Below are 25,082 nucleotides of genomic sequence, written 5' to 3' on the forward strand. Positions count from 1 at the left end.
GATTAAATTAAAGCCAATAATGAGAGGATTCTAAATGACACTTGAAGAAATGGTTGAAATTGCATATCCACAGCAGCCGCATTGTCCTACAATACTTCTCCTTGACATATCAGGATCAATGACAATTTCTGAAAAGATTGTGCAGCTGAATGAAGGGATTAAAACATTCAAAGAAGAGATTGAATCAGACGAACTTGCAAGAAAAAGGGTTGATCTTGCAGTAGTGACATTCGGACAAAAAGTGGAAGTTGTTCAGGATTTTACCTCAATAGATGATTTTGAACCAAAAGAACTTGTTGCTGACGGTCTGACTCCGATGGGAGAAGCAATTAAAAAATCAATAGAGATCCTTGAGAACAGAAAAGAGTGCTATAAAACAGAAGGAATAGACTATTACAGACCATGGATTTTCATGATCACGGATGGTGAACCAACCGACATGCGTGAAGGAGATCCCATGTGGGAAGAGGTCATCTCTATGGTTCATCAGGGAGAAAAGGACGGAAAATTCCTGTTCTTTGCTGTGGGCATGGACTCTGCCGACCTTGAAACATTAAAAAAGATATCTCCCCAGGGAAGAGCTCCGATAAAGCTTAAAGAGAATCACTTTAATGAGATGTTCCTCTGGCTTTCACGTAGTCAGGCAAAAGTATCGGCATCCAATGTCGGTGATCAGGTTGTTTTGGAAGATCCCTTTGGCTTAAACGGATGGGGTGAAATACCAACCATCTGATTTTATTGAAAAACCACATAATTTGTTATTGAGAATCATTTAGCAAAAGACCCCAGTGTCAATATTGCCGGTTTAAATTAACTCTCTCTATTTACAGGATCATTAAGAACCGGAACTTAAACCAGGAAGTGATTATCGAATGATTAAACCTGATGAAAAAAACAGGCACAATAAAATATTTGTTTTTGGATCAAAAGTCACCGGACCATCCCATCTTGTAAAAAATACTCCCTGTCAGGATGCCTGGAATTTTAAAATACCAGTAGATAACACAGCAATCATTGCGGTATCAGACGGTCTTGGAAGTGCATTGCATTCAGATACCGGATCAAAACTCGCAGTTAATACAGCAATAGAATCAATATCAAATCATTTCCTGATCCGTTACGAAGACGGAATATTTTCAGCTGACATTACAAAAAACAATTGCCTTATAAAAGATGCATTTCAGGATGCAGTCTCAAAATTAAAAGATTATTCAGGTGAGAATAATATTCCCATAAGAGATCTTGCATGCACACTCATTGTAATATTTATTGATAAAAATGAGATCTGCATAGGGCAGATTGGAGACGGGGGAGTTGTCGGAATGTGTGATGCTAAAAGCATAATCCTCTCTGAACCTGCACAGTCGGAATATATAAACGAGGTAACTCCGATAACATCAGCAAACTGGAATGAAAAACTAAAGATCAGTTCACATAATAAAGATATAAGAGCATTAGCAGCGTTCACTGACGGATGCCAGAGAGCAGTGCTTGTAAAAAAGAACGAGATATATGAACCGTTTGAACCGTTTTTCAAACCACTTTTAAAATACAGCCTTTCAGCAGAAAACGCAGAAGACGCATCAGAGGATGTCAAAAATCTTCTTTCCTCCGGAAAAATGACTGAAAACTCAGATGATGACAAAACACTTGTTATCGCAGCAATTGACAATATTTGAGCAATATGTGTCCCGTGCATGAATTAACCGTATTTGATCAGGATAATAACAAAATAATACTTAAAGGTCCGGGCAGAAAAGGTGGCGAGGGAGAAGTACTAAAGATAAAAAATAATGACTTCCTGTGTGCCAAAATATATTATAAAGAAAAATTAAGCAGCACTCTTGAACAAAAAATCAGGGCTATGGTAAAAAATCCCCCTGGTGAAAACTTAACAGAAAAAAAACAGGGAATACGGGCAAGTTCAATTGCATGGCCGGTTTCATTACTATATTCCTCTGAAGAGAGCAAACGTGAATTTCTCGGCTTTACAATGCCTCTTATAGACACAGGACTTTTCAGGGAGGCACATTTGTATTATGACCCCGAAGACAGACTGAAAACATTTGGCGGGTCTTTTTCATGGCTTTATCTTTTAACAACTGCTTTTAACATATCATTTGTTGTTTCATCAATACACAATAAAGGACACTGCATTGGTGATATGAGCGGTTCAAATATACTGGTTGCAAGAACTTCTGCAATCTCAATTATAGACTGTGATTCATTTCAGATATCTGACAAAATAACAAATAAAAAATACTATACAAAAGTGGCAACAGGAGATTATCTTTCCCCTGAAATGATGGGCAGAAATTTCAGGACAGAGGATATAGACAGGTATTATTCTGATTTATTTGCACTTGGAATACTGATTTTTAAATTTCTTATGAACGGGGTTCATCCGTTTCAGGCAACCGGAAAGGCAGTCTGGGAACTGCCGACAACCGAACAAAAAATCAAAGAGGGCCTGTTTCCCTATTCAGGAACTTTTAAAGATGTAAGTCCTCCAAAATATGCACCACCATACAGGATCATCCCGCCGGACATTCAGGAATTATTTTACAGATGTTTTGTAAAAGGGCATAAAAATCCCAAACAAAGGCCTGAAGCATCAGAATGGGCAAATGCACTTCAGCATGAAATTTCACATATTAAAAAATGTAGTTCAAATGAAAATCACCTCTATGCCGGAAACCTGGAATCATGCCCCTGGTGTGAATTAAAAATTACCGGTAAAACAAATTCTGATTTATTCCCTCCTCCGGAAAAAACAAAAAAAGAAAAAATAAGATCCGGCGATATATCAGGAATTAATTTTCCATTAAATTTTCACAAAGAAAAAAAACCTGCAAAAATTCCAAAACCCCAGTTAATTGTAAATCCCGGAAAACTCTCATTCGATATAGAAAACAATGATGATGAGACTTTAAAAATATTAATTCAAAACTCCGGTGACGGAACACTTTCAGGGACCATTACATCAGAGCAGTCATGGATTAAAATAAATGAAAAATCCTTTACGATTCAGAATAAATCTGAGAATACAATAACTATAAAAAAACAAAAGTTACCATCTAAAATTCACGGTATTAAACATACAGGAAGCCTCCTGATAAGATCAAACGGCGGGACTCAAAAAATTCCGGTTAATGCCGGTCAATCTTCTTTACCGTTACTTGAAGTATCGGAGAGCCGGATTGCCATAACAAATATTGAGCCGGGCAAAACGGTGATATCAAAAATCGAAGTGAAAAATAAAGGTAACGCCATACTTACCGGCACTATAAAGACTGACAGGGAATGGCTTTTATTATCAACAGGCATCATCAGTGCATCAGATACACAATCTGTTGACATAATTGCAGATACTTCTAAAATGGATTTGAAACCGCTTCATTCAGGCCATATAATTATCAAAACAAACGGCGGAGAGGCTTTTGTCCTTTTGGCACTGTCAATAAAAAAACCGATATAAAAACGATCCATACTCAGCATACCGATATATACATTCAGCATAATATTGAAAAACAAAGGTGTTCATAATGTTAAATCTAAAAAAGGCCTCTATTATTTTAATATCTGTTTTAGCCCTGGTTTCTGCTGCATCCGCCCTTGAGTTCAGCACTCTTGAAATCTCTGTTGAAGAAAACGGGGACAGCACAATTTATTTATCATATAAACTGTCTCTGCCCGAATTAATCGGATACTACACAAAAATTGCAGACCCGACAACAGAGATAAAAAAACAGTTTGAGAAATATTCTGAAAATCCCGTAGATATAATTAGTGTTTCAGATACTCATTTGAATTTTTATGTATATAATTTCGCAGAAGTAAAATCTGATAACGGCAGCATAACATATATCACCCCGTCAATGGATTTCAGCAATGCGGAAAAAATACTAAAAGAACACTGGATCTCAGCTATTATCAGCTTCGACCTCTCACCTGAAAAAAGCAGGGTCGTATTCCCTGACAGTTACTTTGAAGATTTTAGAGGACAAATCAAACTACCTTCAATAACTCATAATACCTGAATAATACCCGTTTTTTTTAACGAATGCAAAAAATGTATTAAAATAATTCTCCCCATAAACAAAAAAAGATCAGGGTTAATAATTGTTTATAGCTTTTTTTCTCCTGTGCTTTTTATGAGAGTTAAAATGTTTTTTCCATCACTGTATTCATATATTATTTTGTCAGTCAGCTCTTTAATCAGGTGAACACCAAGACCACCTATTTCCCTCTCTTCTGGAGGGCAGCTCATGTCAGGTTTGGGAGCACTCAGTAAATTGAATGGTTTTGCCTTGTCTTCGAGAGTGATTTTAACAATTTCATTCTCATAATCAAATCCGATCTCTAAAAATCCGGGTTTTCTGCCGTATCCGTGTATGAGGATATTGGAAACGGCCTCTTCAAGCACAAGCTGAAGTTCATAAGAGATCTTTGCAGGTATATTCAAATCCTCAAAATGTTTTGCCATCGACTCAATAAGATCAGATATTCTGTTAATATCTGCAAACCTCATATGAAATTTAAAGCCTGTTTTTTTCTCATCCATAAAGATCACACTCCTTTTAGCACCATTACTGTAATATCATCAAACTGGGGTTCACTGCCGCAGAATAAATTCACATCCCAAAGGATTGCATCCGATATTTCTTCTGCACTTTTACTGTGATTATTCAGGATTGTCCTTTTTAATCTTTCCTCCCCGTAAGCCTCTTCCGTACTGTTTATTGCCTCTGTCACCCCATCGGTGTAAAATACCACACAATCCCCTGTCATTAGTCGTATTTCACCAGACTTGTAGGTCATATCCTCCATCACACCAAGTGCGATTCCGGTAGGAGGCAGTGTTTCAAATCTGCCGTCACTGTTAAGGAAAACAAAAGGAGGGTTGTGTCCTGCGTTTGTATATGAAAGAACACGCGATTTTTCATCAATTATTGAATAAAAGAGAGTAACAAACATTCCGGAATCGGATTCGGAGGATATCAGACTGTTTGCCTCCTCAATTGCTTTTGTTACCGTTGTGTGCCATCCGGCACTTGCACGGACAATTGTTCTTGAAAGAGCCATAAAAAGAGCTGCCGGAACACTTTTCCCTGACACATCAGCTATTACCAGACCGGTTTTTCCCAATCCCAGTGGAATTACATCATAAAAATCGCCACCTACTTCTTTTGCAGGATGGGTCTTTGCAAAAAGATCAAAGCCATTAATTTCCGGGATATTTTTTGGGAGAAAATCTCGCTGGATTTCAGCGGCAATTTCAAGCTCCGCTTTTTTACGGTTTAGTTCAGACTCGTAGGCATCTCTTTCCCTCCGGGTCTTCCTCTCATTAATTACATTTGACAAAAGATATGCAAAAATAAACATCCCGATTACATTTGCAAGAATTAACGGAGCTGATGTTATGGATACAATTTCATATGCAAGTTCACGCGGCTCTACCATCAAATATGCAAGAACCATATGAAAGCTCTCCATTAAGAAAGCAAAAAGAACCGCAATTTTTATCCCGACAAATTTCCGGCCCATAAACAAATAGACTGCACTTCCAAATATACCACTCAGAACAGTTGCAATTGTGCAGGGAATTGCCGTAACTCCTCCCTGCATTAATCTGAATGCACCGCCGATAAGACCCGAGCCAATCCCTACAACAGGGCCGCAGAAAATACCGCCTGCCATAGGTCCCAGATCACGGACATTTATTATGGCACCCATAAATTCAATTCCACCTGCAGTTCCGTATATTGAAAGGATTCCAAATGCCAACGCCAAAACTGTCTGATTTTTTAATGTCAGTCTGCCGTCAAGCACTTCCTTAAAGTATGAAGATCTGGTGATAAATATTGAAAAAATAATAATTACACAGATCAATCCGAAAAGAGAGAAAAATATTTCAAATTCAATCATTACGCCGGCAATCCAAATGCTTTTATTTTATCCTGAAAAACTTTCTACAGCCTTTTTTTCATCATCATATATCTCAAAGATATCATCAAAACCGGATATTCTGAAAACATCCATTACAAATGGTTTCAGACATGCAATTTTAAGTCCTCCTTTGGATACTTTGAGTTTTTTAAGAGTTGATAAAAGAACCCTCAGACCTGAACTGCTGATATAGTCAACTCCGTCCATATTAATCAGCAGATTTGTTTTTCCGTTGTTAATTATCTCTTTAATCCCTGTTTCAAGTTCAATTGAACTTTTTGCATCAATTCTCCCCGAAACACGAATTACACAAACCGAATTTTCATCAAAGCAGTCTATCCGCATAAATACTTTTTAGAAATATGTTGCTGATGGGGGTTATAGATTATTGTCAGAATAAATATTTAAAATCTCAAATTTTCGGGCAAATTGTGTCCCAAAACAAAATTGTACTACTTTTATATTCTTTTTTTGTTTCTTTGGACTCCTTAATATTATATCACATTAATAATGAATAATATCAGACAAAAGGTGAGATAATATTTCCATAAATTCAATGAAAGCAGTCGGTTTGGCATTAGAAGATCTTGAAAAAGAATTTATCGGGCTTAGCAGCTACCCTGAAGAAGAGCTTGAAAAAATAATAAAAGAAGTTGGCTTTAAATGCACAATGTGTGGCAAATGCTGCACAAAGGAGTTCAACGATCACGTATTCCTTCTCCAAAAAGATCTCCGGCTGATAAAGGAGAAAAATCAAGAGGCAATTGTTCCGGCACCATATTTTGAAATCTGTGATCAAAACGGTATTTTTTATGTTTCAGGATATGCTCTCAGATGCAAAGAAAACGGAGACTGCATATTTTTAAAAGATAACCGCTGCACAAGATATGACTTAAGATTCTCAATATGCAGAATTTATCCTTATATGCTTCACCGCGAAACCGATGAAAATGGAAAAACTGACTGGAGACAAATATCGGGCCTCAATCAGCACGGAGAATACAATGACGAAATTTCCGGTGAAGAATGCAAAACAATTGCAAAAGAAACAATAGAATATGAAAAAGAATTTCTTTTGCAGGAACTAAATTTTCTAAAAATTTTAAAAGAACACTTTTTGGAAAATAATTTAAAACCTTTAAGAAAAGTCTATGATGAAAAAATGAGGGATTTTCAAAAAGGCAAAAAAATTAGAGTAATGGTTTTTAACGGCGAAGATTTTGAAAAATGCGAGATAAAAAAAGAAGATTACTTCATGAAATTTTAAAACAAACCAATATTTTACAAATCAAAATAAAATTTATCAGGGATTTTTTTTAATATTGATATTCCTGAAATAATAATTTAATTAATGTTAGACAATCGTCAGGATTTTTTTAGTAAATATATCTCCTGCTTTCCTGAGATCTCCATATTTTCACTTCCAATACTATATTTATCAGAACTGAATATTTTTTCTGCCAGAATTCTGTTCAGCCTGTCGTACTGGATTCGCCTGTTTTTGGCATCAGTTACATACCTGAGTCTTAATTCAATCCAGTTGTCAGTAATTTTTACATATACAAAAGGTTCGGTTACTTTTTTTGGAAGATAATATTTTTCTCCAAGTCTTTCTATCTCCTTTTCAGCACTAAGGGAGATATCCCCGGTTTCACTTCTAACAATGTTCAGAAAATCACTTATAGCCTCTTTCCAATCGCTGTCATAGGTTAAGGGAATGGTAATTTCATCCCAGATAAAATTGTGATCCTTTGTGTAGTTGTATACCACTTCACTGATCACAAATGAATTTGGCATTACCGATATCCTCCCCGTTGGCTGTTCACCTGAATCCCAGTCGGACAATTCCATCATTGTCGTACTCATAAGACCGATGTCCATTACATCGCCGAATGTTCCTCCAATCTCAACACGATCTCCTACCCTGTATACGCTCATTGCTGCAATTATTATCCCTCCAACAAAATTTCGGAATACATCCTGAATAGCTATAGCAATTCCGGCGGCAAGAATCCCATATGAAACTATAAGTGATTCAGTGTCTTCAACCCATATTCTAAACAAAACAAATAATCCGACAACAAATGAAACAATCATGATTCCTTTGTTAAAAGAGTACCTGGTACGTTCATCTTTTATGAATCCGGGTGAAAAATTTTTTGTTATAATGATATATCCAATAAATATCAGTGCAAACAAAAGAAATGTCCACGATAACTGATAGAATTCATTTATGAAATAATTAACACCAATAAACCATGAAAATGAACTGCATAACAGCAAAATTGCAGGAATAATATAATCACGGAGCATGAAGACAGATAATTTTGGAAATATATAATTTTATGCTCCCTTAAAAAAATCTGATCAGAGGATTTTATTAAGAAATATTGGTATTTTAAAAAACATTATCAGAATAATATTTAATCTGTGTTTTTTATTTGGATCTTGTCTTTTTCTTCCGGAAACCAGACTGTTCTTTGAGGGAATGGTATCTCAATTCCGTTTTCTTCAAGAGCAACCTTGATTTTCCAGAGCATTTCTGTACGAACATCCCACCACACAGAAGACGGAGCCCAGATTCTTACGCTTATATTAACACCGTTTTCACCAAGATCATCTACAAAAACAGACGGCTCGGGACTTTTAAGGGCAAAAGGATGAGAATATATCATCTCTTTTATTACAGATATTGCTTTTTCAGCATCATCCTGATATCTTATTCCTACGATATACTCAAATCTCCGGGCAATATGGGCTACAAAATTTGTGATATTTGAAGTAAAAAGTGTCTGGTTCGGAACTCTTGTGTATATTCCGTCATATGTTTTTATGATGGTTGAAAGGATTCTGATATCCTGAACAGTTCCAAGAATATCTCCGATTCCGATATTATCCCCGATTTTTATCGGTTGTTCTATAAATATAATTATACCGGAAAAAAAGTTTGAAATGACAGTCTGACCTGCCAGACCCAGAACAATACCAATAATTCCTCCTGCAACAAGAAGACCGGAAAGATCAAGATTCAGATATGGAAGTGCAATTAAAAAACCTGAGACTACAATTACAAAATAAATAATTTTTACAATAAGTTCCCTGTCATTGACAGGCATTTTGTCATTTATCTCTTTTCTTATCTTTTTTGAAAGTAAAGTCCCGATTATAAAAGAGATGAAGAGAATTGTTAAAAAAAACAGGACATCCCTTAATACTACTTCATCACTTCCAACAGGAATTTCAAGAAGATATGTAAAAATTTCATTCATTGTCAGTATCCCCACTCCATCCTGAATGAATTGCGCACCACAGGGATCTTTTTTGAAAGATAAAATTCATATGATTTTGCCGAACCTGCAATTATCGGTACATCGTGAAATATGGTTTCGGCTTCATTTTTGGGAAATATTTTCATCTCCGCAGACATTGTGACATAAAAATCATTGTAATATATTTTCATGGCATAGCTGTCAAAAACAACTCTTGATATTTCAGCAATTTCTTTTTCGGGATTTATAATCAGCAGACTTATTACACCCTCTCTTAAGGGATCTGTTTCAGGAACTTTGGTATATAAGCAACTATTGTACCACCGTACAATAACACCACCAACAGGACTACCATATAATGAATATTTTTGGGGGACAAGTGAAAATATATCAATTATCGAGAGAGTTTTACCTGCTCTTAAAAATGACCCGATTTCTACAGGATATTTTAAAAAAAACTGTTTTTCGGATTCCGGAGAAATATAGATTGTGTCAAACTCAATCTCAAGATATCTTGTAATTGTTTTTGGAAGGTTTACAGGTTCAACCGGATTTACAATAACTTCGCCATCAGGTGATGATAGTTTTACTATTCTTTGGTCATTGCAACAGTTACGCCTGTATAAGTAAACGCCATCATCATCAGATACACTAACTCTCAATGATTCGCTGACTATCTCAAAAGGATACCTGTAAACCCCATACATGACTAAAAATAAATTATACAGTATATATTACTATCCTGCCACATAAAAAAATCATATTTTTCCGATATTCAGTCTACAGACCAAAATATTCGAGACCTGCTAACACAGACAAAATGAATACCAAAAATACAATTACAACTATCCGGCTGTTAAGATGTAATGCCTCAGGAATAGTCTCAGTCTTAAATTCTCCCCTGGCGAGTATTTTTTCATAAATTGACGGGTAAATCCATGCAAATATACCGGCACCGATGAGAATTCCAAAAACTCCTCCAAAAAGTGCATCAAGTGATCCTCCCCCCACAGCACCTGCAACTGTCCCCGGACAATAGCCCAATACCGCAAACCCTGCTCCAAAGATTATACCTCCCAAAACCGTTGAACCAAAGGATCCGGGTTTTGGATGAAGTTCAACCACTCCTTTGCTTTTCATTGCATACACTCCAATCATCCCCACAACAACTGCTGTCAGCATTATTTTAATTACGGTAAAATCAGTCAGCAATAGCTGTCCGATAATAACATCATATTTTGTCACACCTCCGATGAACAATAATGAGCCAAAAGCCATTCCTATAAAAAAACCGATTATAAGCTGAGCCTTTTTGTTTTCATGAAGTTCTGAGAATATCATTTCAAACCCCCGGTTACCAGATTACCCCGTATAATAACATTGCCGCTGTTATACCGGAAATAAAAAAGACGATTACAGCAATCCAGCCTGATACCGCAAGCTGAAGTGTTCCGCTTATCCCGTGACCGCTTGTGCAGCCCCCGGCCCATCTGGAACCAATACCCATTAAAATTCCCCCGACCAAAGCAAATATCAGACGAAGTATAGGATCATATCCAAATTTTTCCTCAAATAACCCGGGCACCCAGCTTAGAGCAAAACCGCCGGTGATAATTGCGGTTGCAAATGAACCAAAAAATATCCCGAGAACCAACATCCATTCCCAGTCAATTTCAGGTTTGAACTTTTGATAATAAGGATTTTCTTCGACATGATTTCCTGAAATCAGGCTTTCGAGCATCCCAAAAGTCCTTGTATATGCAGTAGAACATCCAATGGCTTTGTTTGAAACTAAAAATGCAAACCAGCTTAAGACTCCTATCCCTGCTCCTGCAATATATGGAATCCAGTTCATTATACCCCCGACATAATAACCAGATCATCCTGTTTTCAAAAAACCTGCGGCTATATAACCTGTAATTCCACCTGCCGCATTATAAACTTCACGAAATCCCTTCTGCTTTAAAATGCTGCATGCAAGGCTTGAACGGTGCCCCGTTCTGCACATGGCAATTACAGGCCTTTTCGGATCAATTTCCGTGTACCTTGTCCGCAGATCCATTGCCATTATATTTAACGAGCCTTTGACATGGAAAGCATCATATTCATCCTTTCCACGAACATCAAGAAGAAGAACATTTCTGTCTTTGATCTTTTCATACACTTCGTATGGAGAGAGCTGGTGGACATGCTCTGTTTTATAGCCCTGTGATACCCATGCATGAGTCCCGCCTGAAAGGTAGCCATAAGTTCTGTCCAGACCGACTCTTCTAAGCAACAACACCGCCTCATCCACCTGCACAGGATTATCACTAACAAGAAGAATGTCCTTATCAGGCGGAAGCACCCACCCTGCAAATGTTGAGAAATTACCATTTATATCAATGTGATAACTCCCTGGGATATGCTGGCCCCCGAAAGTTGCATAATCCCTGATACTGACAACTATTGTATTTCCGTCATTCATCTTTTTGTAAAACTCATCAGGAGTTAGTTCCAGAGGAGAGGGGAGGTTGCTGATCTTCCCGGGTCCTTCCCTGTTGATCTGACTACACCTGCCAAAATGATCTGGTGCAGGCGGCATATCTGTCGTAAGTGAAGCGATAAACTCATCCTTTTCTTTTATCAAAAGTGCACCATTGTATTTTTTTTCGTATCCGATTGTTGAAATTTTCATGGCACCCATAGACTTTCCGCAAAGGGAACCCGCACCATGTGCCGGAAATACGAGGCATTCGTCCGGAAGTTTTTCCACTTTCAGGTGAATGCTTGAAAATAATTTATCTGCAAGCTCCTCTGCCATACCGGGGAAAAGATCTGGTCTCCCGACATCCCCGACAAACAGGGTGTCACCTGTAAAGACTGCAACAGGCTCATCACCCCTCGATTTATCTATGACAGAATAAATAACGCTCTCAGGGGTATGCCCTGGTGTTTCCGATACATGAAATTCAATGTCCTCAAGAGAAAAAACAGAATTATCACTCACAGGAATGTGGTCAAATTCACATTTACCGGCAGAGGGGGCATAGATATCTGCACCGGTTATTCCTGCGAGATCAATGTGCCCCGATACAAAATCGGCATGAAGATGCGTTTCAAGAATATGTGTGATCTTCAGCCCCTCTTTTTTTGCAGATTCAATGTACCGTTCAACATCACGAGCAGGGTCTACAATTGCACACGTCTTTTTCCCTCCGATAAGATAGGAACTGTGAGCTATCTTTTCAATAAAAAATTGTTTGACTAATATATTCATCCCCCCCTTTTTGGATATACAAAAACGTAATATTACACGAATAATATATAAATTAGACCCACAGCAACCAAAAGGAACAGGATTGTCATAAGTCCCCCTGCTTTTAGATAATCCGAATTATGATAGCCTCCGGGAGTCATCAAAAAAGCATTTACCTGGTGAGTTGGCAATATGAATGAATTTGACGCACATACGCCTACAAGAAGGGCAAGACCCCGTGGATCAATGCCTATTGATGAACCAAGAATAATTACAAGAGGTACAAGAAGTACAGTTGCCGCAACATTTGACATGAAGGTGCTGAAAAATGTTGTCAGTATTGCAATTATAAACAATATCAGGATTGGATTTGTATCCCCAAAATAATGAATAAGATTTTCTGCAATAAATGCTGCAGTTCCTGTCTTGTCCATCGCAATTCCAAGAGGGATTAATCCTGCCAGCAAAAAAATGGTCTTCCAGTCTATTGCAGTGTAAGCCTCGTCTATTTTGATGACTCCGAGAAGAATCATTGCAAGTGCTCCCGATAAAAGACCGATTGAAATAGGCATTCCTGTAAAAGTCAGAAAAATTCCGCCTGCAAAGCATAAAACAGCAGTAAGACCCTTTGATTTTTTAAGTTCTTTCTCTTCAACAGGGGTTATCAGTAAAAAATCAGAACCTTTCTTGATTTTTTCAATTTTATTCCAGGGTCCGTAGACAACAAATGTATCCCCCTGAGATAAGGGAATATCAAAAAAGTCCTTTCTTTTTTCGCCTTCGCTGCTTAGAAATAAAATAATTTCAAGACCATAATTTTTTCTAAAGGAAATCTCCCTTAGTGTTTTATTGATCTGAGCAGAATGAGGATGTACAATTATCTCGGCAAATCCTGCATTCTCCTCACCGATTATTTCAGTCAGCCTCTGCTGATTCTTTTCAGGAACTAAAAAAAAATCATCAGCGAATTTTATTACATCATCTTTTTTTCCAAGAAGAGAGACAATCTGTCCTTCGGAAAACACTGTGTACCGCCAGGGGGCGTATAACACATCCCCGCCACTTATTATTGCCAGAAGATGAATGGAATAGTTGGATTTCATTGCGATTTCATCCCGTGTTTTCCCTACAAGCGGACTGTTGCGGGGGATTTTATAGTGATACATCTCTTTTGGGAGATTCCGGATCTCAATTAGGGATTCCTGAGTTTCTTCACCTTCAGCACCGGAATTATTGACAGGCAGAACTCTTTTTCCTAAAAAAATGAAATACAGAATTCCGGTTGCAAGAAGCACCACACCTATCGGTGTTACAGAAAAGATTCCAAACGGCTCAAGGTTTCCCTGAAGCATAAGGTCATTTAACAGAATAAGTGGAGAAGAACCAACCATACTGAGAGTCCCCCCAAGAATTGCAGAAAATCCCATTGGCATAATCAGCCTTGAACGTGGGATTTTTGTCTTTTTTGAGATTCTGATAATTGCGGGAAGAAAAAGAGCTGCAGAACCGATGTTTTGCATAAATGCAGATAATAATCCTACAACTGATGATATAACCCCTATAAGCCTTGTTTCACCAGGCCCTGCAATAAGTACTATTTTTCGTGCAAATTTTATCATAACCCCTGTTCTGTCAATTCCATATCCAAGAATCATAACGGACATTACAGAAACCACAGCATTGCTTGCAAAACCCGAAAATGTCTCAAGCGGAGTTACAAGACCAAACCACCCCACAGTAAGCATCACTAGTATGGCAATTACATCGACCCTCAGTGCTTCGGTTGCAAATAATACTACGGTTAAAATGAGAATTATAAAGACCAGTATTATTTCAGGGGTCATAACAGAAAATCACCTCAAAGGTCGCCTGATGGTTAGGATATAGTTTGACGAATATAAAATGTTCTATCATATAACTATTCAGGCAATTAATTTTGGACATGGATATTTCCAAAATTAAATTGTGAATAAAACATTTGTTCATTTAAAATCAGGTTTTAAAAGAAGATACATTTCCGGCCATAAATATATTCGATAAAAAGAATGTTCAGATTTATACAGGATTTATTTTATTCGGGCATTATGACAGATATAATATTACGGATGATCTTCTTCTCCGTTTTCTTCCAGGAATATTTTGTCAATTTCATCGATATGTTCTACAAGGGTGACTATCATTATCTCATCGCCCTGAAGAAGACGGGGATTTTCTGAATAGAATATGAAGTCAGTCCCACGATAAAGACCGATATATCCACTTTTTTTTGGCAGAGCTATTTCGGAAATATTTGTTCCTTCAACTTTTTTTCCGGCTATCACACTTATTAAACGAACATCCCCTCTAATCAGTGTGGACAACTCAATCGTATCAATTCCCCTGAGTGCATGAAGAATAATTGTTGAAGTAATTTCCGGCGGATTTACAACATGGTGGAACCCGAGCCTCTTTGCAACTGTCATAAGCTGTAAATCCTCGGTTTTTATTATAATTTCAGGAACTCCAAAATCCCTTGCTATAAGCCCGATAATTATATTGTCCTGATCGTGATTTGTACATGCAACAACTGCATCCGCTTTTTCTATCTCCGCTTTTTCAAGAATATCAGGCCGTGTTCCTTCAGCATTTATTACAGTGCAGTCAAGAGTTTCTGAAAGATCCTTTGCAACTTTAGGATTTTTTTCAATAAGTATTACTTCATACCCTGAATTTATTGACTTTTCCGCAAGATCTAACCCAAGAGGAGTTGCCTCAATAATAATTATCCTCATATCCCGTCTACCTCTCAATCCATGTTCGCGGGAGGAATAAAATAAATATTGGTATAATTTCAATCCTTCCCAAAAGCATGTCAAAAATCAAAACAACTTTCAATATATCAGGCATAGCCGCATCTGTTACCCCGCATGAAAGACCAACTGTTCCAAGAGCACTTGATACCTCAAAAACAGCATCACAAAGTCCAAACCCATGCATCATAAAGATAAAAGCCGAGATAATTATTACGGCAAAATACAGAAAAACAAGTGTAAGAATATTGTAGACCATATCACATTCTACAACATCGTCTCCGATTTTAAGGGGCGTCAGGGCCTCCCGGGGCAGAAAATATCTGATGAATACAATGTGGATTATTTTTAACAGAATCACAAGCCTGATTATCTTTATACCGCCTGCTGTTGAACCGACACTTCCTCCAATCCACATCAAAACAGTAAGAATTGCTTTTGGGCCTTCTCCTAATGAACTTACATCAACAACAGTAAAGCCCGATGTGGTAAGTGCGGAAAAGGCTTCAAAAAAAGATATTAAATATATGTTTTCAGGACCGGAAACACCATAAAGAGTAATATAAAGAAGGATTATTCCGGCTATACCGGATATCACAAAATATTTCAGCTGAATGTCCTTAAAAACCGATTTTGCACCACTTAAAAATCCGGGATACATGCTGAAATTCAAGGCACCCATGATACAGCCGACAATAACAAGAACAGGCAGTATAAACCCCTGATATCCTCCGAGAGAGTCAGGATTTGTTGAAAACCCACCTGTCGAAACTGAAGACAATGAATGGCATAAGGCATCAAAAGGGGACATTCCTGCTACCATTAGCAAAACAAATGTGATTAAAGTGAGAGCAAGATATACCCTGAAAAGTATCCGGGCAGTTGCTATGACTGTCGGCCGAAGTTTTTTTTCGGAAGTGTTTATGGCATAAAGACGGTACGCACTTGTCCCCGGATTGACAAATATCATTACCGCAATAACCAGTATTCCAATACCGCCTATCCACTGAAGCCATGACCTCGAAAACAAAAAGACAGGATCCACATCTTCAGGCGCAAGGGAGAGGCCTGTTGTTGTTATACCGGATACGGCTTCAAAAAATGAATCCAAAAATGGCATCCCCGATAAAACCGACAAAGGAAAAAAGCTCAGTAATGCTATGAAAGGAAAGGTAAGTGCAGCAATTACGAGCGCTTCTTTCCACTGAAGTTCTTCTTCAGGAAGGAATTTGTTAAAAACAAGACCAAGACCGCAGATAAAAGAAGCGGTCATTAAAAATATTAATGCAACGAAAAACTCACCATAAAATAATGCCGCTATCAGAGGCGCCAGTAAAACAACCCCCATACCAATCATAATTTTTGCGAGATATTTGATAACAACAATCAAATTTACAGGTGAGACCAGTTCGTACATAGCGATGAAGGGTAATTATAGTCAGGTACAATATAATCTTTCACCAGTTTTTTAAAAAAGAGCATTAAACATAAAAAAAATTGCAGGCAAAAATGGCTAAAAAGAAAAACAGAAATCTGAAAATAATAAAGAGGATTTCTATAAACCCCCCTCAACCACAAGTACTTTATTTTCCCAGATCGATCTTTAATTCATGAGTAATTTCACTAATTTTGCAATAAAAAGTGAATATGAGCATATTGCTGAATTGGGAGATCGATTGGGTGAAGTTGAAAAGATGATTGACTGGGAACAATTCCGCCCTATCATCAAAGAACTATATACAAACCAAACTGAAATTGGAGGCCGTCCAAATCTGGATGAGGTTCTGATGATTAAGATGCTCGTCCTTCAGCAATGGCACGGTCTCTCTGATCCTGAACTTGAAAGACAGGCTAATGACAGGATTTCTTTCAGACAATTTTTGGGTTATCCCTTAAAGATACCTGATCGTTCTACTATCTGGCTTTTTCGTGAAAGACTATCCAAATCCGGAAAAGATTCTCTAATTTGGAATGAATTACAGCGACAACTGGATCTTAAAGGTCTTTCAATTAGAAAAGGTATGATTCAGGATGCAACATTTATTCACTCAGATCCCGGACATACAAGAGTTGATACTCCAAGAGGAAAAGAAGCAAAGACCAGAAGAAGTAAGGACGGTACATGGACAAAGAAAGGAGGGAAATCTTACTTTGGATATAAGCTGCACGTAATTATTGACAGTGATTATGATCTGATTCGAAGGATTTGTACTACTACTGCATCTCTACACGACAGTCAGATTGATTTATCTGATATTGATGAAGTTGTTTACCGGGACAGAGGCTATCAGGGAGCTGAATGCAAAGGATACAATGCCACAATGTTGAGAGGAGCAAGAGACCATCCAATAGGTATCAGAGACAAACTTCGTAATAATAGAATCAGCAGGAAAAGATCCAAAGGGGAAAGACCATTTGCTGTGATTAAATCAGTTTTTGGATCAGGCAGTGTAAAAGTAACCGATTTGAAAAGAGTGCGGGTGAAAAATATGTTTTCAGCATTTTGTTTTAATCTCTATCAAATGAGAACAATTTATGGACATTGATCAAAGAGCGATAGCTATCTGAAATTGAAAGAAATATTCAAAGAAATGAAAAAATAAATCGGAAGAACAAACCTTTGATCTTATTGATTCAGTAAAAATTGGGATTATAGTAATTCTCAATTAATAATTATGACATTATCGGAATTGAGGAGATAAGGGATGGCTCCGGTTCTTCAATACAAAAACTAATGGAGAAAATTAATTCAGGCGGCTCAGAATACAGCTATGTAATCAGCGAAAGGCTTGGACGCACATCAAGCAAAGAGCAGTACGCATATATTTTCAACACAGGAACAGTCGAACTTTTGGGAAACCCTGTTACCTATCCTGAACCCTTCGGAACAGATCCTTTTCACAGGGAACCATATATTGCCTCTTTTCAGTCAAAAAAAGGGATATTCAATGCAACATTTGTAACAATTCATACAGATCCCGATGAAGCAAAAGAAGAAATTGACGCACTTTACGATGTTTGCGAATATTCTAAAAATCTCAGAAGTGTGGATGAAAATATAATAATTATGGGTGATTTTAATGCAGACGGAAGTTACTTTGATGAAAACGGCTTTACACCTCTCAAAAAACCGGGCTATATGTGGCTTATAGGAAATGAAGAGGACACCACTACGAGATCAACAAAATATACATACGACAGAATAGTTCTTACAAAAAATGATTTTTATATCGGAGAATCAGGTGTTTTCAGATATGACACAAAATATGATCTTACTGATTCGACAACGCAGGCGGTTTCAGATCATTATCCTGTCTATGCTGTATTCAGTACTGGAAATAATAACGACTACACATATGCACCTGAAGAGAACAAAGATTTGAACCGGCAGACTGTTACATAAAACCAAAAGGTCAGGGATATTTCCGGTGTCCGTATAACCGGGATTAATCTTTTGGATGAATGGGTTACAATTGAAAACAAAAATCACTATGATGTTGACATCAGCGGATGGAGAATAAGTGATGATAAAGAATCAAATTCATATATTTTCCCTGAGGGCCGGATTATCCGGTCAGAAAAGATGATTACAATATATACAGAACCGGGCAGCAACAATAATAATGAGCTGTACTGGGGAATTAACAAGGATATATGGAATGATTACGGCGACACAGCACTCCTTTATGACAAAGATGGAAAACTTAGAGATTCGATGACAGTTCAAAATCAAAATGGCATATCCGAATTTAAATAAAATTCATAACACTTACCAGATAAAAACCGATCTAATTTCATTTCAATTGAAAAAGAGAGGAATTTTATGACTCCTAAAATTTCAGATAAACTGATGAAAGTTGATGAAACAGAGAGGCAGGCTATAATCTCATTTTTTTCAACAATAATACTGACATTTTTCGGATTTTTTTCAACGGTTTATTTTGCACACAAACTTGGTGCGGAAGTTTTAGGTGAATACGGAATATTCATTGCATATTTTGGAACATTCACTCTTTTTTCAAACGCAGGTTTTGGAAGTGCGGCAATCAAAAAAATCAGTGAAGGGAAAGAAAGGGATGAATATTTCACTGCATCTGCAGTAATCAGATTATTGCTGCTTTTTGCAACTGTAATTGCGGCAGTTATTGCTGCACCTATATTTGTGGATTTTTCAGGAACCGGACTTTACCCGTTTATGATTGCTGCCCTTATAATTTCATACTTCGGAATCACCGTACAGTCATCGGTTTACGGAACAGGGAAAGTCGGGTTAAGTGAAATTGCCAGACTTTCAAATGAAATTGTCAGGATAGCCCTTCAGATTATTTTTGTTTATGCTGGTTTTAAAAGCGGAGGTCTTGCAGGGGGATTCATTGCAGGAATGCTTGTTGCGGCGTTTATTAATCTGAAAAACAATGATTTGAAACTAAAATCCTTTAAGATTGTTCACCTCAGGGAGATGTACAAATATTCTTTCTGGATATTTATGGCATCGGGGGGTGCAGTAATAACTTCTTATGCAGGCACTGTTTTAATCGGGTATTTTAATGCTAACTATGATGTGGGAATTTACACAACCGTTTATCAGTTTACAACAATTGTGGCATTTGCCTCCGCCGCACTCCAGACCGCGTTATATCCGAAAATCAGCAGATGGCATGCAGAGGGTAAAACCGGATACATAGAAAATGCACTTTCACGTGCGATAACATATTCACTTTTACTTGCATTACCTGCCTGCGCCGGGGGAATAATGCTTGGAGAAAGGCTCCTTTATTTCCTTTACGGTGCTGATTTTGCAAAAGGAGCACTTGCACTGTCATTACTTCTTGTTGCACAGATATTCTGTATTTTTGTAAACCTCGGAGCATCTTCATTAAATGCAATCAGTCATCCGGAAAAAAGTTTTAAGGCAGGAATTGTTGTTTCAGCAATCTGTCTTTTATTAAATCTTATTTTAATCCCCGTTGCAGGAATAAACGGTGCAGCGGCGGCAACACTCATCAGTTTCCTTGTTGGTTCACTTATTTTTGGATATATTATAAAACAATATGTAAAGCTGAAATTTCAAAAAATTATTCTCAGGAATATTGTTTTTTCAACAGCCGCAATGGCAGCTGTAATCAGTGCATCAATGATACTTATTAAACCTTCAGACTGGCTTTCAACACTTCTGCTGGTTTCAATTGGAGCATTTGTATATGTATTAGTGCTTTTGAAGACTGACAAAACAATCTCTGATGATTTAAAAGATCTTTTGCATGATCTAAATATACCTGTACCAGGGCTAAACTAATTGGAAAAAAAATATAATTCACTTTTCGATATCAAGAATCGCTTTTGTTGAAAGCTCAACCATATCTTCATTTTTGTCAATTCGTGCAATGTCCCTTACTGCTTCAAGACTGTATACAGACTCTTCGAGAAAACTTAAGATATCAGCAGGAAAGAGATCGATTCCATATTCATCAAGCAAAAATTCACTGATCTGCCTGTGATTAAGTCCTGTCATCCTGAGTTCAAGAATAGTCTTTGCGAATTTTCTTTCAGGGCATCCACAGAGAGGGCACTGTTTACAGCTGCAGTCCAGAAAATCCCTGAAAAAATTTATTAATTGTTCTTTTAAGCGGTGATCAAGCCGCTGATAATCAGCACAGGCGCAGACTGCCTCAAGAAATGCTCCATTAAAGGCAAACTCCGGTACACGGTAACCTACAACTTTCTGAAGTTTCTTTGCAGCCCTGAAACGCGCCCTGTCTGCAATCAAATTCCTACTCCGAATTCCTCATCAAATTTCTTTAATGATTTGAGTGCCTCGCCCATGTCATCAACCTCAACGAGCCAGTCGTCAAACATTGCAGGGTTCTCAAAGTCACCACGCAGATATTTCCCACAGCATGAATCACCGTCAATTACTTTTGCACCGATTGTAGCTGCAATTTCAAGGGCTTTTTCAAGATCCTCATCACCAACACTGCGGCCTTCCTTTACAAGATCCTTTATTGCTCCCTCTCCGATATCTCCGTTAATAAACTTCTTGCATGACATGAAAAGCACTAAAAAGCGCATCTGAACACCCTGAATGATGTCATAGAGCTCATTGTCAGGAGCCTCTCCCATTATGATCTCTTCGACTTCATTGAGTTTTTGAAGAGCAGTTTCCGGAGTATAACTTCCGTTCTGGAATACTTTGACTACTTTAAGAACTGCAACATTGATATCTTTTGTAAAGTTGTCCAGGGCAGAAAGTCCTTCGGGCATCTCCTCTGATTCGGGATCTTCTTCAAAATCCAGCTCAAGAAGAGTTTTAATCCAGTTATCCCATCTTTCCTGCGTATAGAAATAATACAATACTGATTGTGGCTCAACTTTATCCGCTTTCTTTTTTGCCATAGTTACTGATAATTTCTGGCTCGGACTGTTAAAAGATATTTCTATCATAACTTACAGGAAGCTAATATTATGAGACCGCCAAATTAGTAATTACAATTATGAACATGACCGTGATGGCCAGATATGGAGAAATTTTTTTAAAAAGCGACTCCGTACAACGCCACTATATAAAAATAATTTCAAAAAACATCAGGAATGCACTTCTGGCACAGAATCTTGAACACGAACTTGAAATTCACAGGGGCCGCATACTTATAAACGGAAATAATCCGGAATATATCGCCGAAACGGTTTCAAAGGTATTTGGAATTGTAAGTGTCAGCATCGCAATCCGAACAGAGTCGTCAAGAGAAGAAATTGAAAATACGGCGGCAGAAATTGCCTCACTAAAGCTCAAACCAGGAATGTCTTTTGCAGTGAGGGCGCGGCGATCAAATGTGAAAGGATTTACAAGTCAGGAACTTGGGGCATCCACAGGCGACAGGATCTACGACAAAGTAAAGGATCTGAAAGTTGATTTGAAAAATCCCGATTATGAGATCTTTGTTGAAGCAAGAAGAGAAGGCGGCCTGATTTACGACAGTAAAATAGAAGGACCAGGAGGCCTTCCTCTTGGAACGCAGGGTGCTGTTCTGTCACTCATGTCGGCGGGGATTGACTCACCTGTTGCATCATGGCTTGCAATGAAAAGGGGATGTACTGCCTCTTTTGTAAACTTCAGCGGTGGTAGATACATGGGAGGGGATATTTTAAAGGCGTCTCTCGAAAATCTTGCAAACCTTTCAAAGTGGACAAAGGGCCAGCCACTCAAATTGTATGTAATGAATATAGAGCCATTTTACGATGCTCTCATGAAAGTCGAAAACCCCAGAAACCGCTGTTTAATCTGTAAACGGTTTATGCTAAGAGTTGCATCAAAGACTGCTAAAAAATATAAATATCTCGGCCTTGTAATGGGAAATAACATAGGGCAGGTTGCATCCCAGACACTTGTGAACATGGCAGTTGTCGAATCTGTGATTCCTTCGGATCTGCCCCTTATCCAGCCTCTGATTACATACGACAAGGAAGAGACCGTTGTTCTTGCCAGAAAGATAGGAACATTCAGGGACTTTGCAGGAGACGTTTCATGCAGTGTGGTGCCAAAGCATCCTGCAGTTGCGGCAACCATCGAAAAAGTTCTTGAAGATGAGAAAAATATTGATATTGAAAATCTTGTGGAAATATGCAGTAAGGATTTTGTCCTCTACAAAGCATTGAACGGGGAAATAATCACTGATTAATTCACATTCAATCCATTATTTTCTGCAACTTCTATAAATGCATTAGAGAGATATTCAGTTTGTTTCTGTGTAAGCCCGTAGGTATTATACTTCCATACTTTTGTTGAACCGGGTATAACACCTGTTATTCCTTTTTTCTTCAGTTCACCTGACAGGAAATATCCTCTTTTTTTATGGGTTTCTGCGACCTTGTCAAAGGATTCGATTGTATTAACCCTGGTAAGAGTATGTTCACGGGGTGTGTCACTCATGCACTTTGTTCCCTCAATTGAGAGGAGAGTGTCTGCAAACATCCTGCTGTGTTTTATTTCCGTATCCCAGTTTTCGACACGTTTTTTTACGGCAGGGAATGATGCGGTAAGACCAACCATGGTAACTCCCATAAGCGAGCATCCCATCAGTTCGACCTCTTTAATTCCAAATGTCCGCCCGGTAACATCTCCTTTGACTTTTGTCGTTCTAAATACCTTTTCAGCGTATTCATCGGTTGTTGCCACAACTCCCGAAGGTGCAGGAGCCGCCATGCTCTTATGTCCCGAACCCACGATGAAATCGACACCAAGCTCTTTTCCGTTTACAGGCATTGTACCTACTGTGTAGGCCCCGTTTAAAAGAACAGGTATATCATACTGGTGTGCTGCCTTTGCAACGCCTCTGATGTCGTGTATGTTTCCGTACTGGTAATCAGCATGCTCAACGTACAGCAGTGAAGGTACCTTCCCGTATTTTTCAACAACTTCTTCAATTTTCTGACTTGCGTTTTCACCTGTGATATGCTGATTTTCATCAGCCGGAATTTCACACGGAATTCCGCCGGACTGCTCTACAGAAACAAACTCAGTGTAATGAGACAAAGCTGTCAGGATTACAGGGTCCCCTTTCTCAACAAATGTGCTTGCAACAGCCTGAAAACCCCTTCTTGCTCCGGGCACTACACGCAGCTGTTCCATACCAAGCCATTCTGCACATTCTGAATGAAAATCTGCCAGAGGTGGCTTTTTGATATAATCAAGCCTGAAAGGTTTCAGACAGTTGTCACAGACAGAGTAACCATCAGAATAAGCCATTACTGCCTTCTGGGCCTCCGGCGTAAGTCTTCCGGCTGCCTGAATCGGATCGATGTTTATGTACATCTCCTCAACTTCACGCGCCTCAATATTTGCCGCACACTGCATTTTTACAAGACCTCCTTTTCAAGAACAGATATCTGTTTTTTTAATTTTTCAATTACTTTGCCTGCTTTTTCCTTGTCGGATTCATCAAAGTCGTGCATAGGAGCATTTTTGCGGAAAAGCTCCCTCATATCAGTTAATAAAAACATTGCCTGAAAAACGGCGTCAACTCCCCTTTGAGACATAAAATCACCTTATTTTATTTCTATATATATCGTTTTGACAAACTATTAAAGAGTGGATATTTTAAAATATTTGCCAAAATCCCCTTTTTTTAGACATCATAAATTCAGATTTAAAAAAATATCACCAGTCTGAACTGACCAAATCCTTAGAATATAAAAAAAATTAAGGATTTAAACAGGAGATAATAATTTCACTGTTTTCAAAAAATTTTCATTAAACAATACACACAGACAACATGAGAAATTATTACAGAATGAAAGCAACAAAAATGAAAGCGCCCAGTACGGAATTCGAATCCGTGTCGCAGCCGTGACAGGGCTGCATGATAGGCCACTACACTAACTGGGCATACAATATGATTTTACCATACTAGATTGCAGCTATCTACTATTTAATCCTTCGATTTTATTTTCAGAGAAACAAAAATAATATTTATTCCTGTTACTGAAGAGATAGACCAAAGCAATAAGGAGTTTTTGTAATATGGACGAAGAGAAGGCATACATAAGAGCAAAAGAGAAAGTAGGAAATTTAAAAGAATTTTATTCACATCTCTCCGCATACATCATTGTAAATGTAATTCTTGCCCTGATAAACCTGATAACATCACCACAGTCACTCTGGTTTTACTGGATAACATTATTCTGGGGAATAGCCGTTTTAATCCACGGATGGAATACTTTTAGTTCAAATTCCCTTCTTGGAAAAGACTGGGAAGATCAAAAAATTAAGGAATATATGGAAAAAGAGAGGAAAAATTAATTTTTTAATTTATCAGAAAAACCGGGAACACAACTACATTT

27 protein-coding genes and 1 tRNA gene are annotated in these 25,082 nt (G+C 37.9%); 11 read left to right on the forward strand and 17 right to left on the reverse strand.

Annotated elements, in window-relative coordinates:
• Positions 1 to 34: 34 nt before the first annotated feature.
• The 4 genes from F1737_RS06475 (at position 35) to F1737_RS06490 (ending at position 4,040) form a co-directional block, all read left to right on the forward strand.
• Complete coding sequence (locus F1737_RS06475) at positions 35 to 733, forward strand: vWA domain-containing protein (protein ID WP_317135789.1); 699 nt, start codon at positions 35 to 37, stop codon at positions 731 to 733.
• A gap of 139 nt (positions 734 to 872) precedes the next feature.
• A complete protein-coding gene (locus F1737_RS06480) occupies positions 873 to 1,679 on the forward strand; it encodes a PP2C family serine/threonine-protein phosphatase (protein WP_317135790.1) in 807 nt (268 codons plus the stop codon).
• 14 nt (positions 1,680 to 1,693) lie between these two features.
• The gene (locus F1737_RS06485; protein WP_317135791.1) at positions 1,694 to 3,478 is read left to right on the forward strand and encodes a helix-hairpin-helix domain-containing protein; all 1,785 of its coding nucleotides are present in this window, start codon (positions 1,694 to 1,696) and stop codon (positions 3,476 to 3,478) included.
• A 67-nt stretch (positions 3,479 to 3,545) separates the two neighbouring features.
• Positions 3,546 to 4,040, forward strand: coding sequence for a hypothetical protein (locus F1737_RS06490; protein WP_317135792.1), 495 nt, complete (start codon positions 3,546 to 3,548; stop codon positions 4,038 to 4,040).
• Between the two features lie 86 nt (positions 4,041 to 4,126).
• Here the strand turns inward: F1737_RS06490 and F1737_RS06495 are convergent, their stop codons facing one another.
• Genes F1737_RS06495 through F1737_RS06505 form a run of 3 tightly spaced genes read right to left on the reverse strand, consistent with a single transcriptional unit; the run spans position 4,127 to position 6,294 of the window.
• On the reverse strand, positions 4,127 to 4,564 hold the full coding sequence (locus tag F1737_RS06495) for an ATP-binding protein (protein ID WP_317135793.1): 438 nt from the start codon (positions 4,562 to 4,564) through the stop codon (positions 4,127 to 4,129).
• A gap of 5 nt (positions 4,565 to 4,569) precedes the next feature.
• On the reverse strand, positions 4,570 to 5,928 hold the full coding sequence (locus tag F1737_RS06500) for a PP2C family protein-serine/threonine phosphatase (RefSeq protein WP_317135794.1): 1,359 nt from the start codon (positions 5,926 to 5,928) through the stop codon (positions 4,570 to 4,572).
• Between the two features lie 27 nt (positions 5,929 to 5,955).
• Positions 5,956 to 6,294 (reverse strand): STAS domain-containing protein, encoded by a 339-nt coding sequence (locus tag F1737_RS06505; RefSeq protein ID WP_317135795.1) that lies wholly within the window; start codon positions 6,292 to 6,294, stop codon positions 5,956 to 5,958.
• Between the two features lie 226 nt (positions 6,295 to 6,520).
• Here F1737_RS06505 and F1737_RS06510 point away from each other — a divergent pair, with 226 nt between their 5' ends.
• A complete protein-coding gene (locus F1737_RS06510) occupies positions 6,521 to 7,216 on the forward strand; it encodes a YkgJ family cysteine cluster protein (RefSeq protein ID WP_317135796.1) in 696 nt (231 codons plus the stop codon).
• 98 nt (positions 7,217 to 7,314) lie between these two features.
• Here the strand turns inward: F1737_RS06510 and F1737_RS06515 are convergent, their stop codons facing one another.
• The 9 genes from F1737_RS06515 to F1737_RS06555 form a co-directional block, all read right to left on the reverse strand.
• Positions 7,315 to 8,262, reverse strand: coding sequence for a mechanosensitive ion channel family protein (locus F1737_RS06515; RefSeq protein WP_317135797.1), 948 nt, complete (start codon positions 8,260 to 8,262; stop codon positions 7,315 to 7,317).
• A gap of 110 nt (positions 8,263 to 8,372) precedes the next feature.
• Positions 8,373 to 9,218, reverse strand: coding sequence for a mechanosensitive ion channel family protein (locus F1737_RS06520; protein ID WP_317135798.1), 846 nt, complete (start codon positions 9,216 to 9,218; stop codon positions 8,373 to 8,375).
• Between the two features lie 2 nt (positions 9,219 to 9,220).
• Positions 9,221 to 9,880, reverse strand: a complete 660-nt coding sequence (locus F1737_RS06525) for a DUF432 domain-containing protein (RefSeq protein WP_317135799.1) — start codon at positions 9,878 to 9,880, stop codon at positions 9,221 to 9,223.
• 118 nt (positions 9,881 to 9,998) lie between these two features.
• Positions 9,999 to 10,559 (reverse strand): YeeE/YedE thiosulfate transporter family protein, encoded by a 561-nt coding sequence (locus F1737_RS06530; protein ID WP_317135800.1) that lies wholly within the window; start codon positions 10,557 to 10,559, stop codon positions 9,999 to 10,001.
• A 13-nt stretch (positions 10,560 to 10,572) separates the two neighbouring features.
• Positions 10,573 to 11,073 (reverse strand): YeeE/YedE thiosulfate transporter family protein, encoded by a 501-nt coding sequence (locus F1737_RS06535; RefSeq protein ID WP_317135801.1) that lies wholly within the window; start codon positions 11,071 to 11,073, stop codon positions 10,573 to 10,575.
• 24 nt (positions 11,074 to 11,097) lie between these two features.
• A complete protein-coding gene (locus F1737_RS06540; RefSeq protein ID WP_317135802.1) occupies positions 11,098 to 12,477 on the reverse strand; it encodes an MBL fold metallo-hydrolase in 1,380 nt (459 codons plus the stop codon).
• Positions 12,478 to 12,509: 32 nt separating this feature from the next.
• A complete protein-coding gene (locus tag F1737_RS06545) occupies positions 12,510 to 14,300 on the reverse strand; it encodes an SLC13 family permease (RefSeq protein WP_317135803.1) in 1,791 nt (596 codons plus the stop codon).
• A gap of 255 nt (positions 14,301 to 14,555) precedes the next feature.
• Positions 14,556 to 15,227, reverse strand: a complete 672-nt coding sequence (locus F1737_RS06550) for a potassium channel family protein (protein WP_317135804.1) — start codon at positions 15,225 to 15,227, stop codon at positions 14,556 to 14,558.
• Positions 15,228 to 15,234: 7 nt separating this feature from the next.
• Entirely contained in the window at positions 15,235 to 16,662 is a 1,428-nt protein-coding gene (locus F1737_RS06555) for a TrkH family potassium uptake protein (protein WP_317135805.1), read from the reverse strand.
• 193 nt (positions 16,663 to 16,855) lie between these two features.
• On the opposite strand from F1737_RS06555, the gene F1737_RS06560 reads away from it, so the two are divergent.
• From F1737_RS06560 to F1737_RS06575, 4 genes are all read left to right on the forward strand, one after another.
• Complete coding sequence (locus F1737_RS06560; protein WP_317135806.1) at positions 16,856 to 17,791, forward strand: IS5 family transposase; 936 nt, start codon at positions 16,856 to 16,858, stop codon at positions 17,789 to 17,791.
• Between the two features lie 134 nt (positions 17,792 to 17,925).
• On the forward strand, positions 17,926 to 18,648 hold the full coding sequence (locus F1737_RS06565; RefSeq protein ID WP_456301629.1) for an endonuclease/exonuclease/phosphatase family protein: 723 nt from the start codon (positions 17,926 to 17,928) through the stop codon (positions 18,646 to 18,648).
• Positions 18,649 to 18,681: 33 nt separating this feature from the next.
• The gene (locus F1737_RS06570; RefSeq protein WP_456301630.1) at positions 18,682 to 19,002 is read left to right on the forward strand and encodes a lamin tail domain-containing protein; all 321 of its coding nucleotides are present in this window, start codon (positions 18,682 to 18,684) and stop codon (positions 19,000 to 19,002) included.
• A 66-nt stretch (positions 19,003 to 19,068) separates the two neighbouring features.
• A complete protein-coding gene (locus F1737_RS06575; protein ID WP_317135808.1) occupies positions 19,069 to 20,541 on the forward strand; it encodes a flippase in 1,473 nt (490 codons plus the stop codon).
• 18 nt (positions 20,542 to 20,559) lie between these two features.
• Here F1737_RS06575 and F1737_RS06580 read toward each other — a convergent pair whose 3' ends face one another.
• Positions 20,560 to 21,012, reverse strand: coding sequence for a DUF5814 domain-containing protein (locus tag F1737_RS06580; protein WP_317135809.1), 453 nt, complete (start codon positions 21,010 to 21,012; stop codon positions 20,560 to 20,562).
• Positions 21,009 to 21,638, reverse strand: a complete 630-nt coding sequence (locus F1737_RS06585) for a DUF2150 family protein (RefSeq protein ID WP_317135810.1) — start codon at positions 21,636 to 21,638, stop codon at positions 21,009 to 21,011. Before F1737_RS06585 ends, F1737_RS06580 begins: the two co-directional genes overlap by 4 nt.
• 113 nt (positions 21,639 to 21,751) lie before the next feature.
• Between F1737_RS06585 and thiI the strand changes: the two genes are divergently transcribed.
• The gene (gene thiI / locus F1737_RS06590; protein WP_317135811.1) at positions 21,752 to 22,921 is read left to right on the forward strand and encodes a tRNA uracil 4-sulfurtransferase ThiI; all 1,170 of its coding nucleotides are present in this window, start codon (positions 21,752 to 21,754) and stop codon (positions 22,919 to 22,921) included.
• Here the strand turns inward: thiI and pscS are convergent.
• The 3 genes from pscS to F1737_RS06605 all read right to left on the reverse strand — a co-directional run bounded on the left by pscS (position 22,918) and on the right by F1737_RS06605 (position 24,627).
• On the reverse strand, positions 22,918 to 24,096 hold the full coding sequence (gene pscS, locus F1737_RS06595) for an O-phospho-L-seryl-tRNA:Cys-tRNA synthase (RefSeq protein WP_317135812.1): 1,179 nt from the start codon (positions 24,094 to 24,096) through the stop codon (positions 22,918 to 22,920). The genes thiI and pscS overlap by 4 nt on opposite strands.
• 2 nt (positions 24,097 to 24,098) lie before the next feature.
• Positions 24,099 to 24,278, reverse strand: coding sequence for a hypothetical protein (locus tag F1737_RS06600; protein WP_317135813.1), 180 nt, complete (start codon positions 24,276 to 24,278; stop codon positions 24,099 to 24,101).
• Positions 24,279 to 24,554: 276 nt separating this feature from the next.
• Positions 24,555 to 24,627: transfer RNA gene (locus tag F1737_RS06605), tRNA-Asp, on the reverse strand.
• Positions 24,628 to 24,762: 135 nt separating this feature from the next.
• Between F1737_RS06605 and F1737_RS06610 the strand changes: the two genes are divergently transcribed.
• On the forward strand, positions 24,763 to 25,041 hold the full coding sequence (locus F1737_RS06610; RefSeq protein ID WP_317135814.1) for a 2TM domain-containing protein: 279 nt from the start codon (positions 24,763 to 24,765) through the stop codon (positions 25,039 to 25,041).
• Positions 25,042 to 25,082 lie beyond the last annotated feature (41 nt).

Origin of the sequence: Methanoplanus sp. FWC-SCC4 (assembly GCF_032878975.1) — an archaeon.
GTDB classification, from domain to species: Archaea; Halobacteriota; Methanomicrobia; order Methanomicrobiales; family Methanomicrobiaceae; genus Methanochimaera; species Methanochimaera problematica.